General features: G+C 71.3%; 19 protein-coding genes. 7 read left to right on the top strand and 12 right to left on the bottom strand.

What is annotated here, in order from left to right; translation table 11 throughout:
* The first annotated feature begins 74 nt into the window (after positions 1-74).
* Entirely contained in the window at positions 75-1748 is a 1674-nt protein-coding gene (locus tag ABD332_RS08745; protein ID WP_344501282.1) for a DUF885 domain-containing protein, read from the top strand.
* A gap of 3 nt (positions 1749-1751) precedes the next feature.
* On the top strand, positions 1752-2825 hold the full coding sequence (locus tag ABD332_RS08740; protein ID WP_344501281.1) for a CaiB/BaiF CoA transferase family protein: 1074 nt from the start codon (positions 1752-1754) through the stop codon (positions 2823-2825).
* Here the strand turns inward: ABD332_RS08740 and ABD332_RS08735 are convergent.
* Entirely contained in the window at positions 2813-4393 is a 1581-nt protein-coding gene (locus ABD332_RS08735) for a DUF6114 domain-containing protein (RefSeq protein ID WP_344501280.1), read from the bottom strand. The genes ABD332_RS08740 and ABD332_RS08735 overlap by 13 nt on opposite strands.
* 76 nt (positions 4394-4469) lie before the next feature.
* Positions 4470-5114, bottom strand: coding sequence for a DUF6230 family protein (locus tag ABD332_RS08730; RefSeq protein ID WP_344501279.1), 645 nt, complete (start codon positions 5112-5114; stop codon positions 4470-4472).
* 624 nt (positions 5115-5738) lie between these two features.
* On the opposite strand from ABD332_RS08730, the gene ABD332_RS08725 reads away from it, so the two are divergent.
* Together ABD332_RS08725 and ABD332_RS08720 are read left to right on the top strand one after the other, a co-directional pair.
* Positions 5739-8579 (top strand): PQQ-dependent sugar dehydrogenase, encoded by a 2841-nt coding sequence (locus tag ABD332_RS08725; RefSeq protein WP_344501278.1) that lies wholly within the window; start codon positions 5739-5741, stop codon positions 8577-8579.
* 169 nt (positions 8580-8748) lie between these two features.
* Positions 8749-11064 carry an AbfB domain-containing protein gene (locus ABD332_RS08720; protein ID WP_344501277.1) on the top strand — a complete coding sequence of 772 codons (2316 nt, stop codon included), beginning with the start codon at positions 8749-8751 and terminating at the stop codon, positions 11062-11064.
* A gap of 47 nt (positions 11065-11111) precedes the next feature.
* Here the strand turns inward: ABD332_RS08720 and ABD332_RS08715 are convergent, their stop codons facing one another.
* The 4 genes from ABD332_RS08715 to ABD332_RS08700 all read right to left on the bottom strand — a co-directional run bounded on the left by ABD332_RS08715 (position 11112) and on the right by ABD332_RS08700 (position 16289).
* Positions 11112-12431, bottom strand: a complete 1320-nt coding sequence (locus ABD332_RS08715) for an ABC transporter permease (protein WP_344501276.1) — start codon at positions 12429-12431, stop codon at positions 11112-11114.
* Positions 12428-13201, bottom strand: a complete 774-nt coding sequence (locus tag ABD332_RS08710) for an ABC transporter ATP-binding protein (protein ID WP_344501275.1) — start codon at positions 13199-13201, stop codon at positions 12428-12430. The genes ABD332_RS08715 and ABD332_RS08710 overlap by 4 nt, the downstream gene beginning before the upstream one ends.
* Complete coding sequence (locus ABD332_RS08705; RefSeq protein ID WP_344501274.1) at positions 13198-14178, bottom strand: permuted SH3 domain-containing protein; 981 nt, start codon at positions 14176-14178, stop codon at positions 13198-13200. The genes ABD332_RS08710 and ABD332_RS08705 overlap by 4 nt, the downstream gene beginning before the upstream one ends.
* A 197-nt stretch (positions 14179-14375) precedes the next feature.
* On the bottom strand, positions 14376-16289 hold the full coding sequence (locus ABD332_RS08700; RefSeq protein ID WP_344501273.1) for an IPT/TIG domain-containing protein: 1914 nt from the start codon (positions 16287-16289) through the stop codon (positions 14376-14378).
* A 106-nt stretch (positions 16290-16395) separates the two neighbouring features.
* Here ABD332_RS08700 and ABD332_RS08695 point away from each other — a divergent pair, with 106 nt between their 5' ends.
* Entirely contained in the window at positions 16396-17052 is a 657-nt protein-coding gene (locus ABD332_RS08695) for a hypothetical protein (protein ID WP_344501272.1), read from the top strand.
* Here ABD332_RS08695 and ABD332_RS08690 read toward each other — a convergent pair.
* Genes ABD332_RS08690 through ABD332_RS08680 form a run of 3 tightly spaced genes read right to left on the bottom strand, consistent with a single transcriptional unit; the run spans position 17049 to position 19514 of the window.
* Positions 17049-18137, bottom strand: coding sequence for a hypothetical protein (locus ABD332_RS08690; protein WP_344501271.1), 1089 nt, complete (start codon positions 18135-18137; stop codon positions 17049-17051). The two genes, ABD332_RS08695 and ABD332_RS08690, sit on opposite strands and share 4 nt — an antisense overlap.
* Complete coding sequence (locus tag ABD332_RS08685) at positions 18134-18628, bottom strand: SigE family RNA polymerase sigma factor (protein ID WP_344501270.1); 495 nt, start codon at positions 18626-18628, stop codon at positions 18134-18136. Before ABD332_RS08685 ends, ABD332_RS08690 begins: the two co-directional genes overlap by 4 nt.
* Positions 18629-18677: 49 nt before the next feature.
* A complete protein-coding gene (locus ABD332_RS08680) occupies positions 18678-19514 on the bottom strand; it encodes an SDR family oxidoreductase (protein WP_344501269.1) in 837 nt (278 codons plus the stop codon).
* A gap of 80 nt (positions 19515-19594) precedes the next feature.
* Here ABD332_RS08680 and ABD332_RS08675 point away from each other — a divergent pair, with 80 nt between their 5' ends.
* A complete protein-coding gene (locus ABD332_RS08675) occupies positions 19595-19963 on the top strand; it encodes a winged helix-turn-helix transcriptional regulator (protein WP_344501268.1) in 369 nt (122 codons plus the stop codon).
* On the opposite strand, the gene ABD332_RS08670 is transcribed toward ABD332_RS08675, so the two are convergent.
* A complete protein-coding gene (locus ABD332_RS08670; protein WP_344501267.1) occupies positions 19960-20649 on the bottom strand; it encodes a hypothetical protein in 690 nt (229 codons plus the stop codon). The genes ABD332_RS08675 and ABD332_RS08670 overlap by 4 nt on opposite strands.
* A gap of 102 nt (positions 20650-20751) precedes the next feature.
* Between ABD332_RS08670 and ABD332_RS08665 the strand changes: the two genes are divergently transcribed.
* A complete protein-coding gene (locus tag ABD332_RS08665; RefSeq protein WP_344501266.1) occupies positions 20752-21762 on the top strand; it encodes a DUF1963 domain-containing protein in 1011 nt (336 codons plus the stop codon).
* 118 nt (positions 21763-21880) lie between these two features.
* Here the strand turns inward: ABD332_RS08665 and ABD332_RS08660 are convergent, their stop codons facing one another.
* On the bottom strand, positions 21881-24859 hold the full coding sequence (locus tag ABD332_RS08660; RefSeq protein WP_344501265.1) for a DUF5682 family protein: 2979 nt from the start codon (positions 24857-24859) through the stop codon (positions 21881-21883).
* A complete protein-coding gene (locus ABD332_RS08655) occupies positions 24856-25968 on the bottom strand; it encodes an ATP-binding protein (protein WP_344501264.1) in 1113 nt (370 codons plus the stop codon). The genes ABD332_RS08660 and ABD332_RS08655 overlap by 4 nt, the downstream gene beginning before the upstream one ends.
* Positions 25969-25974 lie beyond the last annotated feature (6 nt).

Raw genomic sequence — 25974 nt, 5'->3', positions numbered from 1 at the left:
CAGGTCAGTCCACCAGTTGCGAATTGGCCTCGACAAAGGCGACAGCGCCGGACGCAGTCCCGTAGGGTCGGCGCGTGGGATCTATCGATGACATCGCCAACAGCTATGTCGAGCAGTGGGCGCCCCTCGACCCGACCGGGGCGACCTTCGTCGGAGTGGCCGGGTATGACGACAGGTTGACCGACCTGTCGCCCGACGGTTTCGCAGCCCTCGCCGACCTGGATCGGCGCACCCTGGCCGCCCTCGCGGCGCAGACGCCCACCAGCGAGAGCGAGCGGGTGGCCAGGGAGGCCATGCAGGAGCGCCTGGGGCTCGCCCTGGAGCGGTTCGAGGCCGGCGACATGACCAGCGACATCAACGTCATCTCCAGCCCGCTGCACGGGGTGCGGAGCTCGTTCGACCTCATGGCGACCGAGGGCGAGGAGGCCGCGACCAACGTCCGCGACCGCCTGGCCGAGGTACCGGTCGCGCTGGACCAGTGGCAGCGCTCCCTGCTGCACGCCGCGCAGCAGGGGCACGTCGCGCCGGCCCGGCAGATCATCGAGGTCGCCAAGCAGTGCGAGGTCTGGGCCGATCCCGAGGGTGACAACTTCTACCCGGACCTGGCCGCGAAGGTCGGCGCCGGCAACAAGACCACGCTCGCCGAGGAGCTGGCGCGCAACGCGGTGGCGGCCCGCGCCGCGACCGTCGCGCACGCGGAGTTCCTGCGCCGCGAGCTGGCGCCGCTGGGCCGGGAGAAGGAGGCCGCCGGGCGCGAGCGCTACCAGCTCGCCTCCCGCTACTTCCTCGGCGCCACCGTCGACCTCGACGAGGCGTACGCGTGGGGCTTCGAGGAGCTCGCCCGCCTCGAGAGCGAGATGCGCACCGTCGCCGACAAGATCGTGCCCGGCGGCTCGGTCGACGACGCGGTCGCCGCGCTCGACGCCGACCCGGCCCGCACGATCCGCGGCAAGGAGGCGTTCCGCGACTGGATGCAGTCGCTCGCCGACGCGACCGTGAGCGAGCTGCACGGGCGGCACTTCGACATCCCCGAGCAGGTCCGGCAGATCGAGTGCATGCTGGCGCCGACGTCCGACGGCGGCATCTACTACACCGGCCCGAGCGAGGACTTCTCCCGCCCGGGCCGCATGTGGTGGGCGGTGCCGCAGGGCATCGAGGAGTTCTCCACCTGGCGCGAGGTCACCACGGTCTACCACGAGGGCGTCCCCGGCCATCACCTGCAGATCGGGCAGACGTACGTGCGGGCCGAGCTGCTCAACCGGTGGCGCCGGATCCTGGCGTGGTCGTCCGGCCACGGCGAGGGCTGGGCGCTCTACGCGGAGCGGCTCATGGACGAGCTGGGCTACCTCGCCGACCCGGGCGACAAGCTCGGCATGCTCGACGGCCAGGCGTTCCGCGCCGTCCGGGTGATCATCGACATCGGCATGCACCTGGAGCTGGAGATCCCCCGCGACAACCCGTTCGGCTTCGCGCCGGGCGAGCGGTGGACCCCGGAGCTGGGCTGGGAGTTCCTGCGCGCGCACTGCCGGGTCGAGGAGAAGAGCCTGCGCTTCGAGCTCAACCGCTACCTGGGCTGGCCCGGCCAGGCGCCGGCGTACAAGCTCGGCGAGCGCGCCTGGCTCGCCGCCCGCGACGACGCCCGGGCCCGCAAGGGCGCCGCCTTCGACCTGAAGGCCTTCCACCGCGACGCGCTCAACCTCGGCTCGCTGGGCCTGGACCCGCTGCGGGCCGCACTGCAGAGAATCTAGAGCGTGGGCCCCCTCGACGGCATCCTCGTCGCGGACTTCTCCAGAGTCCTCGCCGGGCCGATCGCCACCATGACGCTCGGCGACCTCGGCGCCGACGTCGTCAAGGTGGAGCGGCCCGGCGCGGGCGACGACACCAGGTCGTGGGGGCCGCCGTTCACCGCCGACGGGCGCTCGACCTACTTCCTGTCCGTCAACCGCAACAAACGCGGGCTGGCGCTGGATCTGGGCACCGACGACGGCCGGCGACAGGCGCTCGAGTTGGCGTCGGCGGCCGATGTACTGGTGGAGAACTTCGCTCCCGGCACGATGGAGCGCTTCGGTCTGGGCTACGAGCAGATCGGCAATCCCAGGCTCGTCTACGCCAGCGTCACCGGCTTCGGCCGGCAGCACCACTCTCCCGGGTACGACTTCCTCGTGCAGGCGGTCGGCGGCCTGATGTCGATCACGGGCGACCCGGCGGGCGCGCCGACGAAGGTGGGCGTCGCGCTGGTGGACGTGCTCGCCGGCCAGCAGCTGACCGCGGGCGTCCTGGCGGCGCTCTACGCCCGGGAGCGGACCGGCCGGGGGCAGCGGGTCGAGGTGGACCTGCTGTCCAGCCTGCTCGCCGGGCTGGTCAACCAGGCCTCCGCCCACCTGAACGCCGGCGTCGTGCCGCAGCGGATGGGCAACCGGCACCCGAGCATCGCGCCCTACGAGACGCTGCGGGCGAGCGACGGCGAGTTCGCGGTGGCGGTGGGCAACGACCGGCAGTTCGAGCGGCTCTCAGCGGCGCTTGAGCTGGCGCCGGACCCCCGGTTCGCCACGAACGCCGGCCGGGTCGCGCACCGGCAGGACCTCGTCGACAGGATCGAGGCGGTGACGGTACAGCGGCCGAAAACGCACTGGATCGAGCTGCTGCACACGGTGGGGGTGCCGTGCGGGCCGGTGAACACGGTGGCGGAGGGGATCGCGCTGGCGGAGCGGCTGGGGCTCGCGCCGGTGGTGGAAGTCGACGGTGCCAGGTCGGTGGCGTCCCCGATCAGGTTGTCGGAGACCCCGGTGACCTATCGACTCCCACCACCTGATCAGGACGCGTAGGCGATGCTCAGCCCGGGCGCCCGCAGGACGTTGGACTGCACGTAGACCAGCTCGATGTTGCAGTTGGTGTAGTACCCCGGCAGCGGGATCGGCGGCGGCGGGAACGACGGGGTGAAGGTCAGCGGCAGGATGCCCAGCACGTTCGCGGAGAACTTCGACGTGTAGAACTTCACGTCGCCCTCGACGGTCAGCTTGCTGCTCTTCGTCAGCAGCAGCTTCGGCGCTCCGGGGGTCCGCAGCTCGAACGGGGTCGACACCGAGTTCTTCATGCTGAACGCCAGCACCTTGACCTTGCTGCCGTCCTTCTTCGTCAGCTCCGCCACGCCGTCGTAGACGAGGCTGTCCATCGTCATCTGGTCGGCGATGAGGATGGACGGCGCCGACGCCACGAAGGGCTGACCGGCCGCGACCTGGGCCTTCTTGTCGTTCGGGGTGGCCGACGCGCTCGCGCACGGTGCCTTCGAGGGCGACTTCGTCGCCGTCGAGGTCGTGGCCGGCGCGGCCGGGGACGCGGTCGTCTCCGCCTGCGCCGCGGGCGGGGCCGCGGTCGCCGACGCGGTGGTCTCGGCCTTCTTGTCGTCGCCGCCGCCGAAGAGGCCGCCGAGCCAGTCGAGCAGGCCCGGCTTCTCCTCCGCGGTCTTGGTCGGCGACGGGCTCGGGCTCGGCGATGCCGGAGCGGGTGCCGACGTGGCGCCGCCGCTGGGCGCCGGCTGGGTGCCGGTGCTCGGCTTCACCGACGGGGAGGCGCAGGCGGCCGGCGCCGCGAACGCCGGCGTGCCGCCGTGGGCCGCGCCGAACAGGGCCGATCCCGCGACGGTGCCGGTGAGCAGCAGCGCGAACAGCGGGATGCCGAGCCCGCGCCGCCTCGGCAGGTCGTCGTTGCCCGACGGCGGCCGCTCGTCGTCGGCGCTGCCGGCACCACCGTAGGAAGGCGCCTCGTAGGACGGCGCGTCGTGCAGGGGGCTGCGCTGGGAGATCGGCAGCGAGTCGGTCAACACGCCCGACGAATGCCGGGGGAGGGGCTGCTCCCGGGTCGGCTCGTCATGAGCGATGTCATGACCGGCGTCGGTCTCCTTGCGCAGCGACGGGCGCTCGTAGCCGGCCGGCTCGTCCGGCTCGTTGCTGAGCAGGTCGTCGAGCTCCGCCGGCTCGTAGGTCGCCGTGTCGTCATCTTCGGCGGTGGTGGGCTCCGCGGGGGTCCCGGGCGACCAGGAGGCGGCCAGGCCGCCGCCGATGACGCCGAAGGTCATGCCGAGGAAGAAGCCGCCCAGGTTGAGCCCGATGATCGAGTACAGCGCGGTGAGGGTGCCCAGGATGCCGTAGAACAGCCGCTGCGCCGGCGACAGCCAGGTCAGCAGACCGCACAGCAGCAGCATCGCGGGAATGACGTAGGACAGGAAGCCCGTCGGACCGAAATGGACCTCAAGGGCGAGCTGCAGGTTTGCGCTGAGGAACAGTTCCAGCCCCGACAAGAGCAGGAACAACCCACCCCAGAAAGGACGCGAGTCGCGCCACTTGCTGAAGCCACCGGCACGGCGCTTGACGTGCGAAGGGTGGGGAGTGGTCACGGAGCCCTCCAGCTGAAAAGACTGACTGCAAACAACTGGGCCCGCGGGTGTGACGCCGCGGGCCCAGGCGGTGAGGCTAGAAGCACTCGAAGGGGGTGCCACCGGTGGAGAGGCTCAGGTCGAGACCGGTCAGCTTGAACGTGCCGGCCGTGGTCGACCAGGCGACCTGCTTCAGGTTGGTGATGACCACGCTGTCCGCCTGCTGGGCGAAGCTGCCCTGCAGGCCCTTGGCGTTCGGGCCGCCCTTGCTCAGGTCCGACGCGTCGATGCCGATCTGGATGTTCTCGAACGTGGCGTCACCCTTGAGCGACGTCAGGTCGATCAGCAGGTCGGTCGCCTCGGCCGGGGCGCCCGCGGCCTGACCGGCGTGGATCACCATGCTGACGGGCAGGCCGGGGACCTTCACCGACTGGCACAGGTTGTAGAGCTTGGCGGACTTGATGCCCGAGACCGCGACGAAGTGGTTCTTCGGGTCGGCCGGGTTGGCGGGGTTGCCGCCCTTCTCCGTGGCGAGGCCGCCGTACTGGACGAAGCCGGTGCCCTCGAGCTTGTCGGCGGAGACCTTGAACTGCTGGCCGGAGACGCTGAACGACGCGGCGATCGCGCCGGTCGCCTGGCCGAAGACGATGGCGCCGGCGATGAAGGCGGAAGGCACGACGACGGTTGCGAAACGCTTCCATCGCGTGCGGCCCTTCACCGCGCTGCCCTGAGCTACGGACACGAGAAGCTCCTCTTGGGTCGCGGGGGTGCGTGCGGTGCTGCGCTCCTGTCACTGCGGGCGCTCGCACCGGCCTGGGTGTCTCGACGCCCCGGCCGGCCCTGCGTGCGCAGGGGGTGGAACCGGGGATTGGGGCGTGCGGACGATGTTGCCGCCTGCGTCGAGCGCGGACAAGGCCCGTAGTTACTCGCCGGTAACGGCTCAAGTCCAGAATTCTTACGTTCCGTGATCGGTTACCGGAGCGTTTCCAGCGCGTGACCGCGCTCCAAAGCACGTAAAGACGGACAAAAATCGCGTGTGACGGTTACCACATGTGAGCAATCTTGTAAGAGGTCACGGTTTTATAACGACAAACCTCAGGGGTTCTCAATGTGCACATCGACTGCCATGAGTTTTCCGTAGAACGACAGAAATGCCGCATCTCGAAAAACTCGGCATTGCCGTTTGTGACCCGCGATGGTTAGTTAGCTCTGATAACTAACACGGTGGCCGCCATCCACCGCGCAGTTAGTTCCCGCCCGCGCGCGCGAAGGGTCGGCGCCCCGGTCGCGAGCGGTCCTCAGGTAGCGCGATCGGCGCGCGTCTTGCCTGGCTGGCACCCCCATCAGCCCAGGAAGGACACCCCGCATGGCACCATCCCAGCGCCGGTGGAGAAGGCTGCTCACCGCGGCCACGCTCGCCGCCGGCAGCTCCGCAGCGGCCGCGTTCGTCCACGCGCCCGCCGCCTCGGCCATCCCCCTCCCCGCCTCCGACTATCAGCACGTCCAGCTGGCCCTCGGCAGCGCCGAGCTCGGCGAGCCGATGTCCCTGGCGGTGATGCCCGACCGCACGGTGATCCACACGGCCCGTGACGGCACAGTCCGCGTCACCGACGCCGCCGGCAACACCAAGCAGGCCGCCAAGCTGTCGGTCTACACCCACGACGAGGAAGGCCTGCAGGGCGTCGCCGTCGACCCCGGCTTCGCCACCAACCGCTGGGTCTGGCTGTACTACTCGCCGACGCTGTCCACCCCGGCCGGCGACGCGCCGAAGACGGGCACCGCGGCGGACTTCGCGCCGTGGCAGGGGCACCTCAACCTGTCCCGCTTCACCATGAAGGCCGACAACACGCTGGACCTCGCCAGCGAGAAGATCGTCATGACCGTGAACAACGACCGTGGCCAGTGCTGCCACGTCGGCGGCGACATCGACTTCGACGCGGCCGGCAACCTGTACCTGACCACGGGTGACGACACCAACCCGTTCGAGTCCGGCTCCTACGCGCCGATCGACGAGGTGACCAACCGCAACCCGCAGTTCGACGCGCAGCGGTCCTCGGCCAACACCAACGACCTGCGGGGCAAGGTCCTGCGGATCAAGCCGAACACGGACGGCACGTACGCCATCCCGTCGGGCAACCTGTTCGCCCCGGGCACCGCGAAGACCCGTCCCGAGATCTACGCGATGGGTCTGCGCAACCCGTTCCGGATGAGCGTGGACAAGCCGACCGGCATCGTCTACCTGGGCGACTACGGCCCTGACGCGGGCGCCGCCGACCCCAACCGCGGTCCCGGCGGGCAGGTCGAGTTCAACCGGATCACCGGCCCCGGCAACTACGGCTGGCCGTACTGCACCGGCACGAACACCACGGCCGAGACCTACAACGAGTGGAACTTCGCCACCAACACCACCGGTCCCAAGTACAACTGCACCGGCGGCCCGACGAACAACTCGTTCCGCAACACCGGTCTGACCACGCTGCCCGCGGCCAAGCCGAGCTGGATCCGTTACGGGTTCGACTCGACCCCGCCGGAGTTCGGCGGCGGCTCCGAGTCGCCGATGGGCGGCCCGGTGTACCGCTACAACGCCGGCCTCAACTCGGCCGTGAAGTTCCCGCAGACCCTCGACGGCCAGTTCTTCGCCGGCGAGTACGGCCGCCGCTGGATCAAGCCGATCAAGGTCAACGCCGACGGCTCCCCCGGTGAGATCTCCACATTCCCGTGGGCCGGCACCCAGGTCATGGACATGGCGTTCGGCCCGGACGGCGCGCTGTACGTGCTCGACTACGGCACCGGCAGCAACAACCAGGCGCTGTACCGGGTGGAGTACATCGGCGGCGGCAACCGTGCCCCGACGGCGAAGATCACGGCGTCGGTGACGTCCGGCCCCGCCCCGCTGACGGTGAGCTTCTCCTCGTCCGGCAGCTCGGACCCGGAGGGCGGCGCGCTCACCTACGCCTGGGACTTCGACGGCAACGGCACCACCGACTCGACGGCCGCGAACCCCACGTACACCTACACCACCAACGGCACGAAGACCCCGACGCTGACCGTCAAGGATCCGCAGGGGCTCACCGGCTCGGCGAGCACCGTCGTGACCGTCGGCAACACCGCGCCCAAGGTGACGCTGACGCTCCCTGCGGACGGCCAGCTGTTCAACTTCGGCGACACGGTGCCCTTCACGATCAGCGTCACCGATCCCGAGGACGGCACGATCAACTGCGCCAAGGTCAGCATGACCTACTCGCTGGGGCACGACAGCCACGCCCACCAGATCACCTCGAAGACCGGCTGCACCGGCTCGATCACGGTGCCGGTGGACGGCGAGCACGACGCGTCGGCGAACATCTACGGCGTCTTCGACGCGGCGTACACCGACAACGGCGGCCTGACCACGCACGTCATCCGCACCCTGCAGCCGAAGCACCGGCAGGGTGAGCACTACAGCAGCCAGTCGGGCGTGCAGATCGCCCCGCACGCCGCGGCCGAGGGTGGCAACACCGCCGGCTTCATCGAGAACGGCGACTGGATCGCCTACACGCCGTACCTGCTGAACAACGTCACCCAGTTCACCGCGCGGGTGTCCTCGGCCGGCGCCGGCGGCACGATCGAGGTCCGGGCCGGCTCGCCGACCGGGACGCTGCTCGGCACCGCCACGGTCGCCCCGACCGGGGGCTGGGAGACGTTCGCGAACGTGACGGCGAACCTGGCCGCCGGCCCGGCCACGGCCACCACGCTGTACCTGGTGTTCAAGGGCGGCACGGGCTACCTGTTCGACGTCGACGCGTTCACGTTCACGACCGGCACCGTCAGCACCGGGCCGACGGTCAGCCTCCGGTCGCTGGCGAACAACCAGTACGTGACGGCGGCGAACGCGACCACCGCGCTGATCGCCAACTCGGCGACGATCGGCACCGCTCAGCAGTTCGAGCTGGTCGACCTCGGCGGCGGCAAGGTCGCCCTGAAGTCGAAGGCGAACGGCCAGTTCGTCTGCGCGGAGAACGGCGGCGCGAACCCGCTCCTGGCCAACCGCCCCACCGCCGGGTCGTGGGAGACGTTCAACCTGATCCGCAACGCCGACGGCAGCGAGAGCCTGCAGGCGACGGTGAACAGCAAGTACGTCGTGGCGGAGAACAACGGCGCCGGCTCGCTCATCGCGAACCGCGACGCGATCGGCCCCTGGGAGAAGTTCGAACTCATCGGCGCCTGATGTTGGAAAATGTGCGGTCCTTTCCCGCGCTTGTGCGGGATATTGATGAGTGACTCTTGACACTCTTCGTTGGATCGTGAGGTTATGTGTTGGTCCGTGGGGACGTATGTCCCCACGGATCAGCCTCGGCCGCCACCGGGGCTGACGCATACCTCGAGGAGCCACTCGTATGAAGCTCTCCAGATGGTTCGCGCTCGCGCTGGCACCGTTGCTGGCCACGGCGGGCACCGTGATCGTCACGGCCGCCCCCGCGAGCGCATGGACTCCGAAGACGCCGCCGATGACCACCCCGTGGACCAATTCGGTGCCCACGGCGAACCCGCTGCCGGAGTACCCACGCCCGCAGCTGACCCGCACCGACTGGCAGAACCTCAACGGCATCTGGGACTTCGCGGTCACCGGCAGCGGCCAGACCAGCCCGCCCGGCACGTTCGGCGAGCAGATCCGCGTCCCGTTCCCGGTCGAGTCCGCGCTGTCCGGCATCCAGCGCAAGGTCACGGAGAACGACCGGCTCTGGTACAAGCGCACCTTCACCGTCCCGTCCGGCTGGGCCGGGCGCCGGGTCCAGCTCAACTTCGGCGCGGTCGACTTCCAGACCACCGTATGGGTCAACGGCACGCAGGCCGGCGCCGTGCACAGCGGCGGCTACGACGCCTTCACCTACGACATCACGAGCCTGCTCAACGGCGGCACCAACACGATCATCGTGGGCGTCTACGACCCGACCGACGCGGGCACCCAGGCGGTCGGCAAGCAGCGCCGCAACGACGTGCTCCCACACGCGGGCGGCGGCATCTTCTACACCGGCGTCTCCGGCATCTGGCAAACGGTCTGGCTGGAGCCGACCCCGACGGCCCGGATCACCCGTGTGGACCTGGTGCCGAACCTGTCGAACAACACGCTGTCGGTCAACGTGCAGGGCGCCGGCCTGTCCGGGCACACCGTGACCGCCACCGTCCTGGACGGCACCACCCAGGTCGGCACCGCCAACGGCGGGACGGGCACCGCGTTCAGCGTCCCGGTGCCGAACGCGCACCGCTGGTCGCCCAGCGACCCATTCCTGTACAACGTCCGCGTCGACCTCAAGAGCGGCTCCACGGTCGTGGACTCGGTCGGCAGCTACGCCGGCATGCGGTCGATCTCGATCGGTAACGTCGACGGCAAGCTGCGCATCCTGCTCAACGGCCAGTTCGTCTTCCAGTCCGGCACGCTGGACCAGGGCTACTGGCCCGACGGCGTCTACACCGCGCCCACCGACGCCGCGCTGCGCTCCGACCTGCAGGCGCACAAGGACCTCGGCTTCAACATGGTGCGCAAGCACATCAAGGTCGAGCCGCAGCGCTGGTTCTACCACGCCGACCAGCTCGGCCTCCTGGTGTGGCAGGACATGCCCGCCATGCCGACCGGCAAGAACCCGACGACGGCCGCGCGGACCCAGTGGGAGGCCGAGTACCACCGCATCATCGACCAGCACCGCAGCTCGCCGTCGCTGGTCATGTGGGTCGACCAGAACGAGGGCTGGGGGCAGTACGACCAGGCCCGCATCGCCAACGACGTCAAGGCCTACGACCCGTCGCGCCTGGTCAACAACATGAGCGGGGTCAACTGCTGCGGCTCCGTCGACGGCGGCAACGGCGACGTGATCGACAACCACATCTACGTCGGTCCCGGCTCCACGCTGCCGACCGCGACCCGCGCCGCGGTGCTCGGCGAGTTCGGCGGCCTGGGCCTTCGCGTCTCCGGTCACGAGTGGTCGCCCGGCAACGGGTTCAGCTACGAGGACCAGGGCAACGCCACGAACCTCAACAACCGCATCGTCGGCCTGTACGACCAGCTCCGCACCGGCGGCATGCCGGCGGGCCTGTCCGCGTCGGTCTACACCGAGATCACCGACGTGGAGAACGAGAGCAACGGCTTCCTCACCTACGACCGCCAGGTGATGAAGGTCGACGTGGCCCGGTTCCGGGCGGCGAACCAGGCGCTCATCAACGCCTCGACCAACCCGCCGCCGCCGGCCACGCTGCCGACGAACGTGTACCGGTCGTTCCGGGTCGTGACGCCGTGCTGCACCACCCGGTACATCAGGCACCAGAACAGCCTGGGCTACACCGAGGTCGTCGACGCCAACAGCAGCACGCTGCTCAAGCAGGACGCGACCTGGAGGATCGTGCCCGGCCTGGCCGACGCGTCGTGCTACTCCTTCGAGTCGCGCAACTTCCCCGGCCAGTACCTGCGGCACCAGGCCTTCCGGGTGCGCAAGGACCCGAACGACAACTCGGCGCTCTTCAAGGCCGACGCCACCTGGTGCGCCCAGCAGGGCACCGGCGGGGTGCGGCTGACCGCCTGGAACTTCCCCGGCCAGTTCCTGCGCCACCGGGCGTCGGAGCTGTGGCTGGCGACGCCGGGCGGGCCGAACGCGTGGGACAACCCCACCAGCTTCACCGAGGACACCACGTGGTCCGTGGAGAACCCCTGGGCTCCGTAGTGGTCCTGCTGTAGGGAGGGGGCGCTCTTCGAAGGGCGCCCCCCTCTTCATGCCCGCATGACCGTGGCGATCGGGATCCGCGCGGCGCGGATGGCCGGGATCAGGCCGCCGAGCAGGCCCGCCACCAGGCCCGCGATGACGCCGGCGACCCCCGCCTGCCACGGGAACGTCATCTCCTGCAGCTGCGGCACCCGCGAGCCCAGCAGCCCGGCGCCCACGTCGAGCGCCACCACCGCCAGGCCGATCGCGGCGGCCGCGGTCAGCAGGCCGGTCAGCAGCGTCTCCGCCAGGACGATGCCGGCCAGCAGCGAACGGGGCGTGCCGACGGCCCTGCGCAGCGCGAACTCCTCGACCCGCTCCCCCACCGTCGCCAGGCCGACGTTGAGGATGCCGGCGACGCCGATGAGCAGTACCAGGGCGGCCATGCCGAGGAAGATCCAGCGGATGATCGCCAGCTCGCCCGCGATGTCCTTCCGGGCGTTGACGGTCTCCACGTGCAGCATCTCCTGCGGTACGCCGAGGCCGGTGAGCTTGCGGATCACCAGCGCCTCGGTCTCCCCGGCACCGGGGGCGAACAGCAGCTGCAGGCCCGGGCCGTACATCTGGTTGGCCGACGGCTTCGGCATCCAGTTGCGCATCTCGTCGGCCCGCACGTAGGCGGTCGGCTGGGGGTTGCCGTCGTCGACGACGCCGATGATGCGGGGCGTCGGGTTGGCGGTCGCGCCCTCGACCCGCATCTCCGCCGGGATCTGGTAGCGGGTGAAGCCCTTCGCCGCCTCCTTGTTGATCACCAGGCGGGGCGAGTAGGAGGGGTCGCCGCCGAAGTCGAGCCAGTCGCCGCTGACCGGGCGGAACGGGCGGAACTGCCGGACGTCGCCGGTCAGGCCCTGCAGGACGACCTCGATCGCCTGCCCGCGGGGCGGCTGCGCGACCGGCTCCATCGGGCGGCACATGCCGGTCATCGGGTCGCAGTTCATCGGCATGCCCGGGCCGTAGTAGCCGCCCTCGTTGTTGTCGAACGGCGCGGCGCCCTGGTTGATCGGCAGCACGTCCGGCTCGCCGATGATCGCCTGGTAGCCCAGCATGCCGACGGCGCCGGGCTTGCCCGTGACGGTGGTGAGGGCGGCGTCCATCGCGTCGGGCATCGGCGGGATGTACATCTGCCGGGTGCCGTCCTTGCCGACGTGCAGCTCCAGGTCGGCGAGGCGCAGGGTCTTCGCCGTCTCCGCGCCGGCCTGGACGGTGACGACGGCGAGGACGCCCAGGAACAGGCTGATCATGGACAGGAAGGTGCGCAGCTTGCGCGACCTGATGCCCTGCCCGCCGATGATGAGCGCCGACCGGAGCCGGCCCGACAGCCGGATCATGCCGGCACCTCCGTCGCGCCCCAGCCCGGTGCCGTCAGCACTTCCGTCGGACCCTGGTCCGGTGCCGTCAGCACTTCCGTCGGGCTCTGGTCCGGTGCCGTCAGCACGCCGTTGGTGAGGGTCAGCACGCGCTGCATCTTGGCCGCGTGGGCGTGGTCGTGCGTGACGAGGATCAGCCCGCAGCCACGGTCGGTGGCGGCGCGCATGACCTCGATGACGAGGTTGCCGGTCTCGGTGTCCAGCGCGCCGGTCGGCTCGTCCGCCAGCAGCAGCTTCGGCTGCCGCACCAGGGCCCGGGCGACCGCGACCCGCTGCTGCTCACCGCCGGAAAGCTTCGCCGGGCGCTGCTTCGCCAGGTGCGCGATGCCGACCAGGTCGAGCGCCTCCAGCACGCGGGCGCGGCGGTGCCGGCGCGGCAGCCAGCCCTGCCCGTTGACCAGCGCCATCGCCACGTTCTGGGCGGCGGTCAGGTGCTTGAGCAGGAAGAAGCGCTGGAAGACGAAGCCGAACTGGGCGCTGCGCAGGGCGGCGGCCTTCCGCTCGGGGATGCGGGCCAGGTCGCGGCCGTCCATGAAGTAGTGCCCGTCGTCCGGCCGGTCGAAGAGCCCGATGAGGCTCAGCAGGGTGCTCTTGCCCGACCCGGACCGGCCGAGGATCGCGACGCTCTCGCCGGGGTCGACGGTCAGGTCGACGCCGTCGAGGATCACCCGGGGCTCCTGCTGGCCCTTCAGCGTCTTGGTGATGCCCACCATCTCGATGAGCGGGCTCATTTGCTGAACCCGGGCATCGGCTCCCCGCCGTTGTTCTTGGCGGCCGGCAGGTTCGGCCCGGGCACGGCGACCGTCTCGTCGCCGGTGAGGCCGCTCTTGATCTCGATGACCTTGCCGTCGCTGAGCCCGAGCGTCACCTCGCGGGTCTCCCGCGTCTGGTCGGCCTTGACGACGTCGACCTTTCCCTTGCCCTGCGAGCCGGCGACCGCCTCGACCGGCAGGACCAGCGCGTTCGCGGCGCGGGCGGTGATCACCTCGACCGTGGCGGCGGCGCCGTTGATCGCCTTGATCTCGGCCGGCGGCACGCAGACCAACCGCATGCCCGTGGGCTCGGAAGGCTGCTGCTGCTGGCCGGTGACCCTCGGCTGCGGCACCGGCGCGGCCGACGGGTTGGGCGTCGGCGTGACGGGCTCCGGGATCGTGCCCGCGGGCAGGGCGGCGAGCGTGCCGAGGACCGTGCAGGGGAACGGACCCGGGCCGTTCTTGATCTGCGCCTGCACCGACTCGAGCTGGTCGGAGATCTGGTACGCCTGGGCGCCCTCGATGTCCGCGACCACGCCGTAGCCGGCCTGTTTCGCCGAGACCACCGGCATCCCGGCGGTCACCTTGGACCGGTCGTCGACGAGGCGGCCGCTGAAGACGGCGCCGGCCGGCACCTCGATGGGGGTGGCCTTGCCGCCGGCCCAGATGTTGGCGACCTTGGTGGGCTTCGTCGGCGTGCTCGTCGACGCCTTCACGTCGAGGTAGCGGATCTCGCCGTCGATCGGGGCGACCAGGCCGAACGTCGGGCTCAGCTGCACCTTGCCGGTCAGGCTCACCTTGTTGGTCAGGTCCTGCCGGGTCGGCTTCACTGTGGTCATCGTGAGGCCCCGGTCGGCGAGTCCGGGAGTGCGCACCTCCTCCGGGCCAGATGCCGTGCAGGCGCCCAGTGCACTGATCGCACCGGCGGCGGCCACCGCGAAAAGGATTCGTCGCACCCGGGTTCACCCCCAGCAAGGATCGAAGTCCGGCAAAGGGTAGCGGTCGATCGGGTGAGGCGATGCCCCATCAAACGATTCATCCGGGTGAGGAAATGTACTCATCTCGACAGCACCGGGATGCAACCTTCGGAATGGGCAAAGCCGTCCCGCCCCCGGTTGCCCGGGTGCGGGACGGCCTTTTTCCTGCGGGTACGTCAGACCTTGTAGGTGAAGGTCGACGTCGTGGCAGCAGCGCTGGTGCCACCCTTCGTGATGACCTGGAGCTGGACCGGGCCCGCGGGGCGCGGCGGCAGGTACACCTTGAGCCTGGTGTCGGAGAGCCTGACGAACGAGACCGCGACGCCGTTGGAGGTGACCTTGTCGACGGCCACGAAGTTGCTGCCGGAGACCTCGACGGTCGTCCATGTCCTGGTGCCGCCGGTCGCCGGGGCCACCGCGGACACGACCGGCGCGGGCGGCGCGACGTAGGTGAACGGCGCCGAGACGCCCTCGACGGTGCCGCCGACGGTGGTCACCCGCACGGTCGCCTGGCCCGCCGCGTGGACCGGCATCGTGACCTTCAGCTGCGTGTCGGAGACCCGCTGGTACAGGGCGGCCACCCCGCCGACGCTGACCCCGGTGACGCCGCCGAGGTTGGTGCCGGTGACGACCACCGGGGTGGGCAGGTAGGTCGGGCCGCTGGTCACGCTCAGCGAGACGATGGTCGGCGCGGGCGGGTTGACGATCGCGAGCTTGTCGGCGGCGACCGTGGCGCTGATGCCGGACGGGGTCACGACCGTCACGTCGTAGATGCCGGGGACGAGCTTCGCGGGCACGGTGAAGGTGATCGTCGTCGGCGACAGCACCTTCACCTTGGCGGCGGGGTTGGCGCCGATGCGCACCGCGGTCGCGCCGTCGAAGCTGGCGCCGGTGACCGTGAGGACGTCACCGCCGACGACGGACGCGCTCGCGGCGCTGAGGCTCGTCACGACGGGCAGCGGCGGCTGGTACAGGAAGCGCGCCTGCGAGTTCAGCGTGCTGGCCCCGGCGACGTTGACGACGGTCACGTCGACGGCACCCTTGGCGTGCGCGGGCGACGTGGCTACCAGGCTGATGACGCCGTTCGTCTCGACCTTGCGGAACTGGGCCGCGGTCTCGCCGAACTTCACCGTCGTGGCGGTGGCCAGGTTGCCGCCGGTGATGGTGACCTCGGTGCCGCCGGTGATCGGCCCGCGGACCTGCGACAGCGTCGACACCGACGGCCGGGGCACGGTGACCTTCGACGGGGTGGTCACGCCGGAGATGGTGTACGCGGCCTGCACGTTGGTGTTGACGAACGCCCAGGCGAGGTGCGCGTCGCCGGAGGCGCCCCACGCGGTGCCCCACTGGTTGCGGATCCACACACCCTCGGCGTCGTACGCGTACGCGGTGACCATGTGCCCGCCGAGATTCGTGCCGCTGGTCGTCTGGTAGAGCGCGCCGCCGGTCAGGTACATGAAGTCCTTGAAGACCGGCATGCCGATCGCGACCGGCGAGCCGGCGGCGATCGCGGTCTCCACCGCGACCTGCCCGGCGGTGCCCTGGCCCGAGCCGGTCCACAGGGTCTTCCAGCTGGAGACCTTGTAGTTCTTGGCGTTCGCGATCTCCGCGGCGGTCGGCGGGATCGTGTAGTTGGTGGTGCCCTGCAGGTAGTCGTCCTGGGTGTCGACGCCGTTGACGGCGGCCTCGGTCAGCGCCTTCTCCGGCGACAGGCCCGCGTTCGGCGCGCCGCCCTTCTGCACCGACCGCATGTAGAGGTACAGCGGCGCGTACGGGGCGCCGGTCCCGCCGTCGCGCTTCGCGTAGTAGCCCATGATCGAGTGGGCGATGGTCCAGGCGACGCACGAGCCGATCTGGCCCTGGTCGCCGACTGCCGGCAGGTCGGCCTTCACGCTCGCGCTGTCCGGCAGCGTCCCGTACACGCCGGGCTGCGACTTCGCGTTGACCCGGGTGGTCGGCTCGGTGAACCCGCCGACCTTGTGCGGCAGCGCGGCCGGGGTGACCGCCGCGGCCGCCGCCGGGTTCACCGCCACAAGGGTGCCGCCCGCCGCCATCAGCAGGCCGAAGATGGTGCGTGCTCCAGGGTGCATCCGTGCTCCTCGAGGGTCGGTGACCGCGACGTGCGTGCCATCGACCCCACCCCCGGCGGCATGAGGCGTCACCGGAAAGCCCACCCGGCCGGTGTCCACCGGCCGGATGACACGCGCGCTAGGCTCCGGGGTCGTGCCGGTGATCGCGCTGCTCGCGGCGATGGGGGCCTTCCACGGCCTCAACCCCGGCATGGGCTGGCTGCTGGCGGTCGCCAACGGGGTGCAGGAGCGCAGCCGGGCCGCGGTGCTCCGGGCCCTCGCGCCGATCGCGGCCGGGCACGCCGCCTCGATCTTCGTGGTCGCCGGCCTGGTCAGCGCCCTGCAGTCGGTGGTCGCGACACGGGTCGTGGCGATCGGCGGCGGCCTCGTGCTCGTCGGCTTCGGGCTGTGGCGGGCGGTGTCGCGCCGGCATGTCGGCCCGCCGGGCCTGCACCTGTCCGCCGCGCAGCTGGCCGGGTGGTCGTTTCTGATGTCGAGCGTGCACGGCGCCGGCCTGATGCTCGTGCCCGTGCTGGTCGCCGACCCGCCGCCGGGTCTCGGGCACACCCACGCCGCCTCGGCTCTCGGTGATCCGCTGTGGGCGGGCTTCCTGGCCACCGGCGTGCACACCGCCGCCATGGTCACCGTCGCCGGCGCGATCGCACTCGTGGTCTACCAGACGGTGGGGCTGCGGCTCTCCCGGCTGGCCCGCGTCAACCTGGACACCGTCTGGGCGGTGGCACTGGTCGGCGCGGGCCTCGCGACGCTCGCCGCCTCCTACTAGACGTCCGTGATCCGGAGCTCCTCGCTCAGCGGGTGCGCGCCGGTCGCGGGTAGGCGCAGCCACACCACCCGGACGGTGCCGCCGGCCCAGCCCACGCCGAGCACGCCGGACCTCTCGCCCCGCGTGACCGGCGTCGTGCCGACCCTCCCGGTCGCGACGTCGATTCTGAACAGGGTCACGACCCCCGCGGGGTCGCTCAGCGCCACCGCGAGGGTGCGGCCGTCGGGCGAGAGCCGCATGACCCGCGTCGCCGCGCAGGGCAGGTATGCGACGAACAGCTGCTTTCCGGTGTCCAGCGCGACGGCCCTCAGCCCGCATGACGCATGCGGGGCCGCGAGGAGCAGGCCACCCTGGACCGTCAGGCTGTGCGTCTCCCAGGAGGGCACCGGTTCGAGGCCCGTGAGCCTGTGCTCGGCACCCGTCGCGAGGTCGTGGGCCATGATCCGGCCGGGGGTGCGGTACAGGTAGGCGGTCGTCGCGGTGGCGCCGAGGAGCTCGACGTCCTGGCCCTGGACGCGCACCTCCCGCTGCAGGCCGACCTGCCCGCCGGCGTCCAGCACCAGCAGGCGGATCGCGAAGTCGCTGACGTCGGGGCCGTCCTCGCGGCTGACGCCTGGCTTGAGGTTCTTGCCGCCGAGGACCACGGAGCGGCCGTCATCGAGCGGGACCCAGGCCCGGACGTCGTCGACGATCTCGGGGACGGGGGTGCCGTCCAGCCGCCTGTCGGCGCCGAGCTCGTACAGCGCGCGCACCTGCGGGACCGTGACCTTGCCGCCGTTCTTGTCCGGCCCCAGCGCCCAGCCGGCGTTGAGCGGCAGGCGCTGCCTCGGCCCTTGGTCTTGGTCTTGGTCTTGGATTGTTCGGCTTGGGGCTGCCGGCCCGACGGCCGGTCCGCCCGGATTTAACGCGATGATTGCGGTGACAGCCGCTACGGCCGTCACGGCGACCGCCCCGAGCGCGGCGGACGTCGCCTTGCGCCGGCGGTTGCGGTGGTGCCTTCGCAGTACAGCATCCAGATCCGAACCCGCGGCGGGCACCGCATCGGCGGCGCGGCGGATCACCTCGGTGATGTCTCCGGTCGTCATCCCTGCTCCTCACCCAGCGACTGGCGCAGCTCGGCGAGGCCGCGCGCCATCCGGCTCTTGACCGTGCCCTCGGCGACGCCGAGCACGATGGCGGTCTCCACGGTGGACAGGTCCAGCAGGACCCGGCAGACGATCACGGCCCGCTGCGGCAGCGGCAGCCGCCGCAGCGCGGCGAGGGCGCCGGCATGCGTGTCGGGCCCCTCCTTCACGCCGCCGACGGCGCCCGCGTCGGGGTCCGGATACGGCAACGGGCGCTCCCGCCGGACCTTGCGCCACCAGGAGGTGGCCCAGTTGAGTCCGACGCGGAACGCCCATCCACCCGGGTTGTCGTGGTCACGGACCCGGCCCCAGTGGGCGTAGGCGCGTGCCATCGCCTCATCCGCGGCCTCGCGGGCCAGCTGCGGATCGCCGAGGGTGACGGCGAGCGCGCGGTAGAGCCGATCGGCTTCGAACCGGTAGAACGACTCGAAGTCGTTGCTTGTCGCGGTCATTACTGGCGTCCCCACAGCACACACACGCCTGGGGGCGCCGACGCGTTCCCTAGCTCTTCAGACTTTTCAGCGCCGCCGCCACCGCGTCGGCGAGGGTCGTGGTGGGGCGGCCGATGAGCGTCGACAGGTCGGCGCCGGGCACGTCGAGGCTACCGGCGGCGATCGACGCGTCGGCCGCGGCCAGCAGCCGCGCGAACTGCTCCGGCAGCCCGAACCCGATCAGCGCCTGCGCGTAGTCGTCGGCCGGCAGGTCCCGGTACTCCACCTTGGTGCCGGACTGCGCGGTGACCTCGGCGGCGAGGTCGGTGAGCGACATGGTGGCGTCGCCGCCGGTCTCGTAGATCTTCCCCTCGTGCCCCTCGCCGGTGAGCACCGCGACAGCACCCTCGGCGAAGTCCTCGCGGGTCGCGGCGGCGACGCGGCCCTCGCCCGCGGCGCCGAGGATCACGCCGTGCTGCAGCGCGGTGGCCAGGCCGGCCGTGTAGTTCTCGAAGTACCAGTTGTTGCGCAGGAAGGTGTACGGCAGCCCCGACGCGACGATGAGCTCCTCGGTCGCCTTGTGCTCGGGCGCGAGCGGGTTCGCCGACGTGTCGGCCCTGGTGATGCTCGTGTAGACGATGTGGCCCACACCCGCCTTCACGGCGGCGTCGACGACGGCCCGGTGCTGGTCGAGCCGCCGGCCGGCGTCGCTGCCGGAGATGAACAGCAGCCGGTCGGTGCCCTCGAACGCCGGCACGAGCGTCTCCGGCTTGTCGTAGTCGGCGTGCCTGCCGCTGGCCTTCGTGGTGTCGCGAACCGCGGCGACCACGTCGACGCCCCGCTGCCTGAGCTGGTCGACGACCAGGCGGCCGAGCTGCCCGGTGGCGCCGGTGACGGTGATGGTCATGAGAACTCCCTCATCCTGTTTGCTATCTCCAAGAAAGCACTAACTTCTGGAAAGTGCAAACCTTGAGTTACCGTTGTCTCATGTCGTACGAGGAGCTGGTCTTCGACGTCTTCGCCAGGAACTGCACGTCGCGACCCGTCATGGACACGGTCGCCGGCCGCTGGGGCATCCTGTCGATGGCGGCGCTGCTGGGCGGCACGCACCGGTTCAACGAGCTGCGCCGCCGCGTCGACGGCGTGAGCGAGAAGATGCTGTCGCAGACCCTCCACGCCCTCGAGCGCGACGGCCTGGTCCTGCGCACGGTGCAGAGCACGATCCCGCCCCGCGTCGAGTACAGCCTCACCGACACCGGCCGCCGGATCGCGACGAAGCTCATGGAGCTGATCGACCTCGTGGAGTCCGAGATGCCGGGGATCTCCGCCGCGCAGGCCCGCTACGACGCCCTCTAGCTCGTGGCGTGGGTCTCGATCAGGTCCGCGACCCTCAGCAGCGGCGCGACCTGCCCGGGGATGTTGTCCGGCGCGCCGAGCCGCCCCTGGAAGAACGTCAGCAGCTCGTTGCCCTCGACGCTCCAGTCCGGCAGCCATCCGGCGACGTGCTCCGCCACGAGCTGGCCGCCGATCACCGCTCTGACCAGGCTCGGGTCGCTCGCGTTCACCCGGTACGCGCTGTCGAACGCCTCATACCCGATCGCCGTCGCCTTGTCCCCGAACAGCGACCGCCACAGCTTCGACCCGCCGCCCCGCTTGTGCACGGCCACCGTCGGCCGCGGCATCCGCAGCCGCACCACCACCGCGACATGATGGTGCGTGGTCGTCGTGGTGTGCGTCGTCCCGTTGGCATCCGTCGAGGTCGACGAGGTCGTGTACGAATAGTCGGCGATGCTCACCGGGCGCCCGCCCACCGTCCCGAACAGCGCGAGCGACACGCCCCGCCGGTTCCGCCCCGGCATCCGCCGTCCCCAGTCGACCTGCGGCCTCACCACGACCTGCCAACCGTGCCGCTTCGCCCACACCCGCAGCGCCTCGACCCGCTCCCGCTCCCGCCGCGCCGACACCACCGCCGTGACGACGATCAGCACGATCGCCACCCCGAAACAGGCGACACCACCGATGACGATGGCCGAGGAGTCCATACATCCACGCTAAAGTCCCGGTGCCAGTTCCGCTTCCCGGCGCTGCGCCACCTGCCGCGCCGCTTGTCCGCTCCGCACCTCCCCGCCCGCGAGGTTCACCGCATGCACCTGTTCGAGTCCCTGATCGAGCCGGCGGCTGCCCTCACGGTGATCCCAGAAGCCGCCGCGACCCGATCCCACCGCTACGGGGGCCTGCCCGGCCTGCCCCACGGGACCGACTGGCCCACCCACCACGGCACCCCCATGGTCCTGCTCGCCCGCCTCGACTGCGCCGACCTCGCCGCCGTGCTCCCGGACACCTGGACCCTCCCCCGCACCGGCGAGCTGCTCTTCTTCCACGCCGAGCCCCCAGCTGCCGCCCGATTCGGGAGCTCCTCCACCGCCGACCGGTTCAGGGACTCCTCCATGGCCGACCGGTTCGGGGACGGGCAGCCGTTCCCCCGCAACGATTCCGCCACCGGCCCGCAGCGGTTCTTCCGAGACGAGTCGTCCGCCGCCGGCCGGTCCGGGGACGCGCAGCCCTCCACCGCTTACCGGTTCAAGAACCCGCCGCCGTCCTCCCGCGACGAGCCCTCCGCCGACCGGTTCGTTGACGCGCGGCCGCTCCCCGGCGAGGAGCGCTCCACCGCTGACCGGTTCGAGGACCTTCGGCCGCTCCTCCGCGACGGGTCGTCCACCGCCGCGGAGGGCCAGTTCGGCGACGCCCTCGACGACGGCTGCCGGGTCCTGCACGTCCCGGCCGGGCTGCCCCCGCGCCCCGCACCGTCGGGGACCTGGGTCGTCCCGCCGCTGTGCCTGGCGGCGGACCGGGTGGGGTCCGTCCCGCCGTACGACGCGCCCGCCCTCGCCCACGTCTTCGCCCTCGACCCGGTCGCCGCGATGACCGCCCGCGAACACGCCGAGGACACCGCCGGCCGGCCGCCCCGCCACCAGGTGCTCGGCTGGCAGCGGGACGCGTTCCTGCACCTGCCGGGCCTGCGCCCGCTCCTCCAGCTGGAGGCCGAGCCGGGCACCGCCTGGGGCGAGGTCGTCAACGTCTCCTTCTGGCTCCCCGAAGCCGACCTCGCCACCGGCCGCCTCACCGCCGCCCGCCGCTACCTCGAGATCGCGTAGCCCGACCGGCACACCCACGCCACCGGCCACCTCACCACCGCGACCTCAAGGCCGCATCGCCCGACCGGCGGCCTCACCGCCGCCCGCCGCTACCTCGAGATCGCATAGCCCCGACCGGTCACCCCACCGCCAAGAGCGCCTCCAGGGCTTCCCCCGTCGCTGGGTGGTCGGCGAGCAGCGCCCGCACGGCGGACGGTCCCGGACCCGCCAAGCCCGCGGCGGACGCCTGCCCCGGGGCGGCGGACGCCGCGAGCAGTTCGAGGTCCGACCAGCCGGGGCTCGCGCCGCCGTCGCCCGGGACACCGAGCAGGCCGGCGATCCCGTCAGCCGAGGAAGGGTGCCCGGCGAGCAGCCGCATGACCGGCACGGCCGCGTCCCACCGCTCCGACCCGGGCCCGAACCCGTCGCCGCCTCCGGCGAGGTCACCGAGGCCGCCGATGGCGCCGCCGCCGTGGGCCGCGGCACCCGGGGCGGGCGCGGCGACGGTCCAGGGCGGGGCCCAGGCGTCGACGGCGGGCAGGGTGCCGGGGAACGTCCGGCCGGCCTCGCGGATCAGGACGGGCACGAGCTCGCCCGCCTGGTCGCGCAGCGTGGTGATGAGCGTCGGGAGCCACGGCAGCAGGACCGGGTCGGGCAGGTGGGCGAACGCGTCCGACATCACCTCGACCACGAACGCGGCCAGCTTCGGCACCGGCTCCAGCGCCTGGACGAACCCGCTCAGGTACTGCGGGAACGTCGGCACCACGAGCGGGTTGCCCAGCAGGTCGGCGCAGCGGGCCCGCAGGTCCGCCAGGGGCAGCAGGCCGAGCTGGTGCTGCGCGGCCCAGAGCAGCGCGACCTTCGCCGGTGACTCGGGGTGCGACTGCCGGACGGCGAGCTCCAGCTGGGCCCGGTCGCAGCCGAGCGACAGCGCCAGGCCCTCCATGGTGAAGAGGAAGCCGAGCATCGCGCCGACCTGCCGGACCCCGGTCTCGTCGTCGACGAACGCGGTCGGCAGGAGCGTGCAGTAGTGCGCGTAGCCGGTGGTGACGAACGACGCGCACCACGACGGCAGCTCCGGCTCGGTCGACCGGTAGTGCGCCAGCAGCCGGCGGATGCGCCGCAGGACGTCGGGGGCGTCGTCGACGGTGCGCTCGGCGGAGAGCAGCTCGACAGCCCGCGCGCCGAGCTCGTCGGTGAACCTGCGGCTGCCGAGGAACAGGATCGAGTCCTCGACGGCGCGCAGGGCGACGGCGGCGGTCGCGTCGGGCGCGTACACGGACCGGCGGAGCCTGCGCTCCACGACCTGCTCGACGGTGACGCCCTCATAGCCGAGCTCGATGATGTACCGCTGATGCTTGCCGATCGAGAGGTCCCAGCTCTCCTGGACCGACCGCTCGCCGAGCCGCCGCGAGCCCATGATCGGCCGGACGGCGCCGCCGGGCAGCAGGTACCGCAGCATCCACAGCAGATGGGAGCAGGGAACCAGCTCGGGCTGCCCGTTGAGGTCGAGCAGCGCCCGCTGCACCGTGCTCTTGCGCAGGTCGAGGCCGATCGGGGCGAGCCGGTCGTAGACGTCGCGAGCCAGTGGCGGCAGGGCCTCGTAGCCGACCTGGCCGACGCGGTCGCCGCCGAGCAGGATCTCGCAGAGCCGCCGCACGTCCCGGCGGCCCGGGACCACGTCCTTCTCGATGCAGGTGACGGCCGCGTCCTGGAAGTCGTACGGCGTGGGCCGCGCCCGGTTGCGCATGCCGGCGAGCAGGATCGACGTCTCGAAGACGGCGATCGCGTCGGCGGTGCTGGCGAGGTACCCGTTGCGCCGGGCCAGCCGGACGATGTCGACGGACCAGCCGAGCAGCTCCTCCTCGTCGAACCCGTGCAGGTCGGGCGGGCTGGCCAGGAACTGGGTCAGCTGGTCGGCGACGGGAGCCGTCTCGACCGGCGCGGCGGCCGGGCGGGCGGGCTTCTTCTTGCCGCCGCGCTGCCCCTCGAGCTGAAACGTGGCGAGCTTCGACCGGCTGACCGCCTTGGCCCAGGTCGCCGCCGCGATCGACACCGAGCCGGAGGCGAGCCCGAACTGGCCTTCGATCGCCGAGTGGCTGGACGGGATCAGCCCGTACAGCCACTTCGTCGCGGTGCGTGGGCTGATCTCGAACGGCGCCGCGTCCGGTCCGGTGCCGAACTGCTCGACCCGGCTGGCGGCGTGGAAGGCGCCGCACACGTACAGGCAGTCGGCCCGGTCGACGCCGGAGGTGGCGAGGTGCTCGCGCATGCGGGTCCACATGTAGCGCTCGCGGTCCTCGTCGACCGTGACCCGCTCGGTGTCGCTGGGCGCCAGCCGCCGGAAGAGGCTGCCGATCAGCACCATGACCTGCCGGTACGTCGCGTAGTCGGCGTCGACGAGCGGCTGCTCGACGTACTGGTCCCACCACTCCGACCAGTGCCGCACCTTGCCGTGGTGCAGCAAGTGCGTCTCCAGCTCGGCGAAGCGCGGCCGCAGGTCGCCGATCTCGATGCCGACCGCGTCGCCGTGCAGCGCGCCGGCGTCCTCGGCGTCCGACGCGTCGGCCTCGGACGGCGCGACACCCGACCCGGCGCCGGACGGCTCGGCGTCGGCCGGGGTTTCTTCGCCGGAAGCGCCGGACGTACGCGGCTGCCACTGGAAGACATGGTCGGTGGAGCGGTCGACCAGCACCAGCTCGACGCCGGGGGTCTCCAGCGCGTACGCGATCGCCTGGTATTCGGCGGACGCTTCCGTGATCGGCGCGATGACGCTGAGCGGCCCCCAGTCCTTCGGGAACGTGTCCAGCTCCGACGCGAACGCCTGCAACGCCACCGGCAGCCGGCAGTTGCGCAGCTCCGTCAGCAGCGGTGCCAGGTCCTCGCACAGCTCCAGGTAGATCACCTTGGGCTGCTTCTCGCGCAGCCTGCGGACCATGGCGAGGGCGGACGCCGGCGAGTGGTGGCAGACCGGGAAGATCTCCAGCTCCTCGCGCAGCGCCCGGTCGACGTCGTCCACGATCCCGGAGAGGATCCCGGGCACGGCGCCGGGCGAGCCGGCGAACGCCGTCGCCGCCTCGACCAGCTGCTGCCGCAAGGCCCCGAACGGCTCGCTCATGACAAGGTGGCGATCGCCTCGCGGCCGCCTTCGAGGAAGGCCGGCCAGTCCCCGCCGTCCTGCTTGCTGCGCGGCTCGACGACGCCGTGCCAGTACTTGTTGAGGATCGCGAGGTCCTCGGGGGTGCGGCGGGCGAGCGACCCGACGAGCGAACCGGCGAGGGTCTGCGCCCGCAGGGTCCGGTCGCCGAAGAACGTGCTGTGCAGGATCGCGTCCTCCAGCACGCCGATCTGCTCGGCGGTCGACAGCGCCGACTCGAGCTTCTCGTCGTCACTGGTCGCCGATGCCGCCGCGGTACGGAGGTCGGCGAAGCTCTGCAGCAGGATGTCGAGCAGGTTGGGCGGCACGTCGAGCTCGATCTGGTGCCGGCGCAGCAGCTCCGTGGTGCGGAACCGGACGATCTCCGCCTCGCTGCGCTTGTTGGTCACGACGGGGATGCGCACGAAGTTGAACCGGCGCTTGAGGGCCGACGACAGGTCGTTGACCCCGCGGTCCCGGCTGTTCGCGGTCGCGATGATCGAGAAGCCGGGCTGCGCGAACACGATGTTGTCGTCGTCGAGCTCGGGGATCGACACGTACTTCTCGGACAGGATCGAGATCAGCGCGTCCTGCACGTCACTGGTGGAGCGGGTCAGCTCCTCGAACCGGCCGATGACGCCCCGCTCCATCGCCGTCATGATCGGCGACGGGATCATCGAGGCGCGGGACTGGCCCTTGGCGATGACCATCGAGACGTTCCACGAGTACTTGATGTGGTCCTCGGTCGTGCCGGCGGTGCCCTGCACGACGAGCGTCGAGTTGCGGGAGATGGCCGCCGCGAGGAGCTCGGCGAGCCAGCTCTTGCCGGTGCCGGGGTCGCCGATGAGCAGCAGGCCGCGGTCGGACGCGAGCGTCACGATGCTGCGCTCGACGAAGCTGCGGTCGCCGAACCACTTCTGCGACACCTCACGGTCGAGGCCGTCCGCGCGCTCCGAACCGAGCACGAACAGGCGGACCATCTTGGGGCTCAACCGCCACGAGAACGGCTTCGGCCCGTCGTCGATCGACTCGAGCCAGTCGAGCTCATCGGCATACTTGACCTCGGCGGGGGCGCGGAGCATGTCGGTCATGTCGGG

The sequence above is a fragment of the Dactylosporangium maewongense genome (assembly GCF_039531485.1).
Taxonomy (GTDB): domain Bacteria; phylum Actinomycetota; class Actinomycetes; order Mycobacteriales; family Micromonosporaceae; genus Dactylosporangium; species Dactylosporangium maewongense.
This window is presented reverse-complemented; position numbering and strand designations above follow the sequence as displayed.

Excerpts from the sequence above, each read along its gene's own strand:
- ABD332_RS08725 (WP_344501278.1), top strand. The coding sequence starts at position 5,739 with ATGGCACCATCCCAGCGCCGGTGGAGAAGGCTGCTCACCGCGGCCACG.
- ABD332_RS08720 (WP_344501277.1), top strand. The coding sequence starts at position 8,749 with ATGAAGCTCTCCAGATGGTTCGCGCTCGCGCTGGCACCGTTGCTGGCC.
- ABD332_RS08715 (WP_344501276.1), bottom strand. The coding sequence starts at position 12,431 with ATGATCCGGCTGTCGGGCCGGCTCCGGTCGGCGCTCATCATCGGCGGG.
- ABD332_RS08710 (WP_344501275.1), bottom strand. The coding sequence starts at position 13,201 with ATGAGCCCGCTCATCGAGATGGTGGGCATCACCAAGACGCTGAAGGGC.
- ABD332_RS08700 (WP_344501273.1), bottom strand. The coding sequence starts at position 16,289 with ATGCACCCTGGAGCACGCACCATCTTCGGCCTGCTGATGGCGGCGGGC.
- ABD332_RS08695 (WP_344501272.1), top strand. The coding sequence starts at position 16,396 with ATGACACGCGCGCTAGGCTCCGGGGTCGTGCCGGTGATCGCGCTGCTC.
- ABD332_RS08690 (WP_344501271.1), bottom strand. The coding sequence starts at position 18,137 with ATGACGACCGGAGACATCACCGAGGTGATCCGCCGCGCCGCCGATGCG.
- ABD332_RS08685 (WP_344501270.1), bottom strand. The coding sequence starts at position 18,628 with ATGACCGCGACAAGCAACGACTTCGAGTCGTTCTACCGGTTCGAAGCC.
- ABD332_RS08680 (WP_344501269.1), bottom strand. The coding sequence starts at position 19,514 with ATGACCATCACCGTCACCGGCGCCACCGGGCAGCTCGGCCGCCTGGTC.
- ABD332_RS08675 (WP_344501268.1), top strand. The coding sequence starts at position 19,595 with ATGTCGTACGAGGAGCTGGTCTTCGACGTCTTCGCCAGGAACTGCACG.
- ABD332_RS08670 (WP_344501267.1), bottom strand. The coding sequence starts at position 20,649 with ATGGACTCCTCGGCCATCGTCATCGGTGGTGTCGCCTGTTTCGGGGTG.
- ABD332_RS08665 (WP_344501266.1), top strand. The coding sequence starts at position 20,752 with ATGCACCTGTTCGAGTCCCTGATCGAGCCGGCGGCTGCCCTCACGGTG.
- ABD332_RS08660 (WP_344501265.1), bottom strand. The coding sequence starts at position 24,859 with ATGAGCGAGCCGTTCGGGGCCTTGCGGCAGCAGCTGGTCGAGGCGGCG.
- ABD332_RS08655 (WP_344501264.1), bottom strand. The coding sequence starts at position 25,968 with ATGACCGACATGCTCCGCGCCCCCGCCGAGGTCAAGTATGCCGATGAG.